Raw genomic sequence first — 6,454 nt, 5'->3', positions numbered from 1 at the left:
GAAAATCCAAGCTCTAGATAAGTTTCTATTTTGACTCTTTCTGATGTGGTAAGATGAACATAGCTCATAACGAATCCTCCGTTGAATTTGGTGTGGTAACTCTATTCTACACGAGGTTGTTATGGGTTTTTTTTGTGTTTTCAGCTAGGTGTTGCACTTAATATTACAATTCGTCAAATGCATAAAAAGAAGCCGGACCTAGGGTCTGACTTCTTAAGTCTATTTAAATAGTGTCATTCGTTCATAAGACATCGACGAATTGTTTTGCCTGGTGCTCCAGTTGTTTCGCAGAATCAGCCAACTGATCGAACTCACTCACCGTATGTTCAAGCTGATCGGTACTGTCCTTTACCTTGCTTGAAATCCGTTCGATACTGTGCGAGACCTCCTTGATCCGCTCAACGATCCCTTCGATATTCTCCTTGATTTCTCCGATCGAATGCGAGACTTTATTCGACAGGTTTCGGACTTCGGTCGCGACGACATCGAATCCGCGTCCATGTTCTCCAGCACGTGCTGCCTCAATGGCCGCATTCAAGGCGAGTAGATTCGTCTGCGCCGCAATTTCACGGATCGTCTTGACGATGTCAGTGATCGAGTTTGCATCTTTACGCAAGGCGACAAGACTCGATAAGTTCTCGACGGATTCCGACTCGATTTGTTGGACAGTCGCAAGAACGTTCAAACCGTCTTGTCGACCACTTTCCGATTTGACCGTCAAGAAGGCTGATGTCTCGTTGAGTTCGGCCGCCATTCGTAAAACGTCCTGCTGGCGAATCGTGATGTCCGATGCAATTTTCGAGACCCCGACGACCCGACGTCCGTCATCCGAGTAAATCGGCATATATGTCGCTTCGAGCCACTTCTGTTGTCCGTCAGCAGCCCGGCGTTCAATCTTATCCTGATACGTGATGCCTTGCATCAATTTTCGCCAAAACAACTCGTAATCTGGACTATTAACGAAAGCCGGAAAACAGAGATCACGATGGTATTTACCGATTAACTCTTCCACTTCGTACCCCATCGTCCGGGCAAACAACTCATTTACGTATGCGACTTTGCGTCGATCATCAAAACGAATGATGGCTAGATTTTGTTCGATTGCCCGGATGACTTGTGTGTCGGTGACCTGTGTTACTTGCTCATGCATCGACATGCCGATTCCTCCCTGGATTCAAACTGAGGTCATGATTTACCTATTGTCATATTACCCCTTATATCGACAAGTTCCTGCTATTTTAAATTAAAATCTAGTAAATAAAGTATTCATTTTAATACGCACTCCATCCCCCATCTGCGACGACGATTGCCCCGTTGATGAAACTCGCCTCGTCGGACACGAGAAACAATGCCAAATTTGCGATTTCATTCGGCTGACCGGCTCGTGGATTGAGACCCATGCCAAGCATCGCGCGCCCCATCCCGAATTCATTCAGATTCGACATCGATTGTCCGATGTTCGTCTCGACAGCTTCAGGTGCGATTCCGTTACAGCGAATACCATCTCCGGCATAAAAGAAGGCGGTATTCTTCGTCAGACCGATGACGGCATGTTTGGAAGCCGTATAGGCTGCTCCTGCTCGGGCACCGTTTAGACCGCCAATCGAGATGTTATTCAGAATGACACCACCTTTTACTTCCTTGAAATGTTTGACCGCTTCGCGCATCAGACGCATCGTTCCTGTCGTATTGACTGTAAGGACATGATCCCAACGTTCATCTGAGATGTCTGCCACGCCCTCCATCCCGTCCATGATCCCGGCATTATTGACGAGAACGTCCAGTTTACCGAAAGCGTCGATTGCTTGTTTGATGAGTTGTCCTGCTGCCTTTTGTTGTGCGATATCACTCGCAACAGCCATCGCTTCTCCGCCCGCTTCCTTGATGTCAGAGACGACCCGTTCAACGGTTTCCAACCGAATGCTGCGACGATTCGTGCGCCTTCTTGTGCAAACAATTTTGCCATGGCTTCACCCATTCCTGAGCCGGCTTCGGTGACGATGATCGTTTTTCCTGTTAGTCGCATCGTGAATCATCCTTTCGTCTATCGTGATACTAATCTATTCCCGTTCTCATCATCAAATGTATCAAACGTCATGTCGATTCCATGAAAAAAAGACCCGACGAGTTTCGTCAGGTCCTATAGCTAGTTCGTTGTAATTGGTTCATCGCGACTTCAGCACGTAGTCGCTGTCCGATTTTCAACGATGCTTGGAATATACTTGGATCAAATAATCTAAAGTGACTATCAATCCAGTTTTGTAGATAGATTGCATGTGCTTGTCTAACGATTTCTTCATCTGACAACTGTTCCATGTCTATTTCCGCGCAGTCGAAATCATCCACACCGAACTCGAAACCACAACATGGACAAATTTCGTTACTCCCCGCAAAGTGTTCATAATATGGCGGATTTTCGAGTTTATTCCATCCACATACGGGACACATATAATACGAATCGTTTTGATTCAAAGATGTGATGCCTCCTTAAATAAATGATCATTCTTATATCTATCGTACCCCATCTAACCGCTACTTTTGAGAATTACGTTATTTGATGAATACATGAAAAAAGACCCGACGAGTTTGTCGGGTCTTTCGACTTGCTTATTGCAGTTCGCGGCTTTTTTCTTCTTGTTCGTTGTTCGATTTATTTTTAGCTTCGAACTCGGCACGTGTCATGACGTCCTCGACATGCATATTGACTTCAACGACTTCAAGGCCTGTCATGTCACTGATTGATTTTTTGATTTTAGCGACTGTCTCTTGGAAAATTGACGGAATATTTTTGCCGTATTCGACGATGACTTTCAAATCGAGTGCAACTTGACGTTCTCCCACTTCGGCACCAATTCCTTTTGTGATGTCTTCCGTGCTCCGGAGACGATCCGTCAGTCCACTCATGAATCCACCACTCATTGACAAGATGCCTGTCACTTCGTTCGACGCGATCCCAGCAATTTTTTTGATGACTTGATCTTCGAATGTCAATTTATTCTCGCGTACCACTTCGTTTTCAGTTGTTGGGTTTACTTCGTTTGCCATTTGAAATCTCTCCTTTTAAATGTTTAGTAAGTTATATATGAATCAGTCCCGTTGAAAGAACTGAATCCACCCTTCAATGTCGAGTGCACCATCGCGCCATTTTCCAATTAAAAATCCAATTGCTGCGAAGGCAACGATAAGGATTGTCGGACCAAAGCCAATCGTCAGGAATAAGATGGCGAGGATTAGACCGGCAAGTCCCCCGATCAGTCGGAACCGATACGGATAGAGTGCTTCTCTTGTCTTCATGTTCCCTCTCCTCCTTTAGACGACACGTTCCGATGTTTTCGTTTTCGTGTCACTGATCGTGACTTTCGTACTCGTTACTGGCAACTCAAGTAAGGATTCGACAGCTTGTTTAGCTCGTTCTTGAATTTCCTTCGCAATCGTCGGTAACCCATCTTGTCCAAAGACCGAGCAGTCGACTTTTAAAGCGACCGTTTCTTTTTTCGAATGGATATCGGCATGGACACGCGGTGTCCGTACACCACCGATTCCACGAATCGACTCTAAAGCCGTCCGTTCGATCGTCTCCTTCGAAATCGTAATCGTTCCGTCACCCGTTTGAATCAACAGTCGTTGACCTTTCGAGCGGCTAAATAATCCTGTGAATAATAGAATGACGAATACGAATGCTAAAAATCCTCCAATGGATAGAACGGTATAGCTATACCATTGCTGATCCTGCCACTGCTCGATTAGCGAACTAAGCCGTGGAACATCATACACACCGAGCACAAGCAGCCCGACACTGATTAGTCCGAGTATGCCTATGATGACGAGTAAGAATCGATTGAACCCATTCATCTGCACCTCTCCTTTACGATTATTGACTTCTTTCACCTAGGTGATTCAACACATGAAATATTATGTGTATGGTGTGTTTATTCCCGTTCATTAGAACCCGAAACATTCAAATACACTTTCGTTCAAATGTTCATATATTCTGATTATTCAGACTAAATTAATCAAAACTAGTGCCTTATTTACTATATTTCACGCAAAAGACCTCTTTCCACTTAAAAAGAGGTCAGCATTCGAATCATTTACCATTAAACATATATCCTGTCAATATGTTTTTGTCCCGTTATTCACTTCACATCAATTGGAAAGGCAAAATCGCCATTACCTTCTTTCCAATCGGCTTTAATCTGATAGACATACTTTCCGGGAGTCGAAGGAACGGTAATCCGCTCAATCTTCTTATATGTTTTCATCTTTTTATGATCTTTGACCGACCATAAGACAATCGCGACGGACTTCGGAGCTGGTCCGTCTTCAAAACGAATCGTCAATCGATCTTCAGGATTTGCTCGCGTACTCGAATCACCTTTTACTAAATCGACGGCTTCGGCCTTTGCATCAGCTGTTTCCCCGCGAAACATGCCTGACCAACTATAGGTACCTCTATATACCTTTACTTCACGGTTTTCGATTGTCACGGTAGGTTCTGGTGGTTGATGTCGAAATGGATCACGTGAAAAAAACCATCCGACTGCAATCGCAATCACAATCAATCCAATAAATAAAAAACGTTTCATAGACAAACCTCCTACGTGATGTTTTTAAATCAACAAAAGCGGCAATATCTCTCAAGGAGTACGTTATTCAGAAGGAGGAGTTCAGATGATTCAAGATAAAGTCGTCATCATTACAGGGGCATCAAGCGGTATCGGGGAAGCAACCGCGAAAGAGCTTGCGAAACAAGGAGCAAAACTCGTTCTTGCTGCACGTCGGGAAGATCGTTTGCAAGAGCTTGTCAAAGCGGTTGAAGCTGAAGGTGGTCAAGCCGTTTATCAAGTGACGGATGTTACCGATCGTGAGCAAGTTGATGCACTCGCAAAACTTGCGAAAGACAAGTATGGTTCTGTTGATGTCATCGTCAACAACGCTGGATTAATGCCACTATCGCACCTCCATAAGAATCAGCAGGACGAATGGAACACGATGGTCGACGTCAACATTAAAGGCGTACTCCATGGAATCGGAGCAGTCTTGCCGTATATGCGCGAACAAAAAAGCGGACATGTCATCAACATCTCTTCTGTCGCCGGTCATGAAGTCATGCCGTCGAGCGCCGTCTACAGCGGTACGAAATTCGCGGTGCGCGCCATCACGGAAGGTCTTCGTAAGGAAGAATCGGTCGACAATCACATCCGTGCAACAATCATCTCACCGGGAGCGGTCGATACGGAATTGAAGGACCATATCTCGGATGAAGAGATCAAACAAGGAATTGGTGACTTGAAAGCCATTGATGCGAGCGCGATTGCGCGTGCTATCGCATATGCTGTCAACGAACCAGAAGATGTCGCGGTCAACGAAATCTTAATTCGTCCGACAGCGCAACGTTAATTGAATGTAGATGTGTAGACAGGACCCCTCATTAGCAAAACAGCTATTGAGGGGTCCTGTTCTGTTTAAAGAAGTCGCTCCGCGATGAGCTGGTACGACTGCAATCGCTTTTCTTGATCAAAGGCATTGTTGATGAGTAAAAACTGATCTGTTTGATAACGCGTTGCTAATGCTTCAAGCTCCTGCGCAACAATGTCCGGTGTACCGACAATCGCTCGCCGTCGATCTTTACGGATCCGTTCCGCTTGAACGTCATTCCAGATTTTTGCTTCAGTCGAGGCAAACGACGGAACGATTGAATTGCCGAGTCGAACGCCTTGAATCCAGGCATCTTGAGTTCGAGCGAGACGTTCTGCTTCTTCTTGCGTCGGGGCACAGATGACGAAAACGCAGACGATGACGTTCTTCCCGCCTGCCTCGCGATATGTCGAGAGCGTCTCTTCCCAACGATCCGGATTGATGAAGTGACCAAACACGAGACCACGATCTTGTTCGGCTGCAATCCGCGCGCTACGTGGCGACAGACCCAAGATCGAGATCGGCGACGGTTTCCGGTCACGTGGTGTCGTCTTGACGATCCGGTACGGGTGTCGATTCGATAGACTGTCTGTCAAGAATCCAGCCGTTTCCTGAACGAGTCGACTAAACTCAGCTGCCCGGTTTTCTTCTCCATCCGTCAAAGCAAGTCGTGTCCGTTCGCTCCCGCCCGGCGAATTACCGATCCCGAGTTCGATCCGCCCCGGATAAAAGGCATCGAGCGTCGCAAAGCTCTCGGCGACTTTCAGCGGATGATATTGCGGTAACAACACTCCACCTGAACCAAGTTTGATTTTTGAAGTCTGCGCACCCATTCGGGCAATGAACAACTCCGGTGATGCACTGAGCAAACCGTTCGTATTATGGTGTTCTGCGAACCAGTACCGTTCGTAACCGAGTCGCTCGGCTTCTAAGACGAGTCGTTCCGTCGCTTCCATCGTCGCTTCGACCGTATCATCCTCATGCAATGGTACTTGATCCAGTATTCCTAGTCGCATCACGCATTCCTCCTCTACCC

At 46.2% G+C, this 6,454-nt stretch carries 8 protein-coding genes and 1 pseudogene; 1 reads left to right on the top strand and 8 read right to left on the bottom strand.

Annotation, left to right across the window (positions count from 1 at the left end; translation table 11 throughout):
- Positions 1 to 241: 241 nt before the first annotated feature.
- From KNQ15_RS11285 to KNQ15_RS11255, 7 genes and pseudogenes are all read right to left on the bottom strand, one after another.
- The gene (locus KNQ15_RS11285; RefSeq protein WP_349678010.1) at positions 242 to 1,156 is read right to left on the bottom strand and encodes a methyl-accepting chemotaxis protein; all 915 of its coding nucleotides are present in this window, start codon (positions 1,154 to 1,156) and stop codon (positions 242 to 244) included.
- Between the two features lie 115 nt (positions 1,157 to 1,271).
- Positions 1,272 to 2,026, bottom strand: a pseudogene (locus KNQ15_RS11280) (SDR family oxidoreductase).
- Positions 2,027 to 2,133: 107 nt separating this feature from the next.
- Positions 2,134 to 2,472: a hypothetical protein gene (locus KNQ15_RS11275; protein ID WP_214729498.1), complete on the bottom strand. Its 339-nt coding sequence runs from the start codon at positions 2,470 to 2,472 to the stop codon at positions 2,134 to 2,136.
- A 135-nt stretch (positions 2,473 to 2,607) separates the two neighbouring features.
- Positions 2,608 to 3,045 (bottom strand): Asp23/Gls24 family envelope stress response protein, encoded by a 438-nt coding sequence (locus tag KNQ15_RS11270; protein ID WP_035407860.1) that lies wholly within the window; start codon positions 3,043 to 3,045, stop codon positions 2,608 to 2,610.
- A 42-nt stretch (positions 3,046 to 3,087) separates the two neighbouring features.
- Positions 3,088 to 3,294, bottom strand: coding sequence for a DUF2273 domain-containing protein (locus tag KNQ15_RS11265; RefSeq protein WP_035407857.1), 207 nt, complete (start codon positions 3,292 to 3,294; stop codon positions 3,088 to 3,090).
- Positions 3,295 to 3,309: 15 nt separating this feature from the next.
- Positions 3,310 to 3,852 carry an alkaline shock response membrane anchor protein AmaP gene (amaP, locus tag KNQ15_RS11260; RefSeq protein ID WP_035407854.1) on the bottom strand — a complete coding sequence of 181 codons (543 nt, stop codon included), beginning with the start codon at positions 3,850 to 3,852 and terminating at the stop codon, positions 3,310 to 3,312.
- A 284-nt stretch (positions 3,853 to 4,136) separates the two neighbouring features.
- The gene (locus KNQ15_RS11255; RefSeq protein WP_214729496.1) at positions 4,137 to 4,586 is read right to left on the bottom strand and encodes a hypothetical protein; all 450 of its coding nucleotides are present in this window, start codon (positions 4,584 to 4,586) and stop codon (positions 4,137 to 4,139) included.
- A gap of 85 nt (positions 4,587 to 4,671) precedes the next feature.
- Between KNQ15_RS11255 and KNQ15_RS11250 the strand changes: the two genes are divergently transcribed.
- On the top strand, positions 4,672 to 5,400 hold the full coding sequence (locus KNQ15_RS11250; RefSeq protein ID WP_214729494.1) for an SDR family oxidoreductase: 729 nt from the start codon (positions 4,672 to 4,674) through the stop codon (positions 5,398 to 5,400).
- A gap of 65 nt (positions 5,401 to 5,465) precedes the next feature.
- Here KNQ15_RS11250 and KNQ15_RS11245 read toward each other — a convergent pair whose 3' ends face one another.
- The gene (locus KNQ15_RS11245; protein ID WP_214729492.1) at positions 5,466 to 6,434 is read right to left on the bottom strand and encodes an LLM class flavin-dependent oxidoreductase; all 969 of its coding nucleotides are present in this window, start codon (positions 6,432 to 6,434) and stop codon (positions 5,466 to 5,468) included.
- Positions 6,435 to 6,454 lie beyond the last annotated feature (20 nt).

It is taken from the genome of Exiguobacterium sp. s168 (assembly GCF_018619035.1).
Classification (GTDB): domain Bacteria; phylum Bacillota; class Bacilli; order Exiguobacteriales; family Exiguobacteriaceae; genus Exiguobacterium_A; species Exiguobacterium_A acetylicum.
The sequence above is the reverse complement of the archived record's forward strand: the minus strand, read 5'-3'. Positions and strand labels throughout refer to the sequence as shown.

Coding starts and splice junctions, on each gene's coding strand:
- KNQ15_RS11285 (WP_349678010.1), bottom strand. CDS start 1,156: ATGTCGATGCATGAGCAAGTAACACAGGTCACCGACACACAAGTCATC.
- KNQ15_RS11270 (WP_035407860.1), bottom strand. CDS start 3,045: ATGGCAAACGAAGTAAACCCAACAACTGAAAACGAAGTGGTACGCGAG.
- KNQ15_RS11265 (WP_035407857.1), bottom strand. CDS start 3,294: ATGAAGACAAGAGAAGCACTCTATCCGTATCGGTTCCGACTGATCGGG.
- amaP (WP_035407854.1), bottom strand. CDS start 3,852: ATGAATGGGTTCAATCGATTCTTACTCGTCATCATAGGCATACTCGGA.
- KNQ15_RS11255 (WP_214729496.1), bottom strand. CDS start 4,586: ATGAAACGTTTTTTATTTATTGGATTGATTGTGATTGCGATTGCAGTC.
- KNQ15_RS11250 (WP_214729494.1), top strand. CDS start 4,672: ATGATTCAAGATAAAGTCGTCATCATTACAGGGGCATCAAGCGGTATC.
- KNQ15_RS11245 (WP_214729492.1), bottom strand. CDS start 6,434: ATGCGACTAGGAATACTGGATCAAGTACCATTGCATGAGGATGATACG.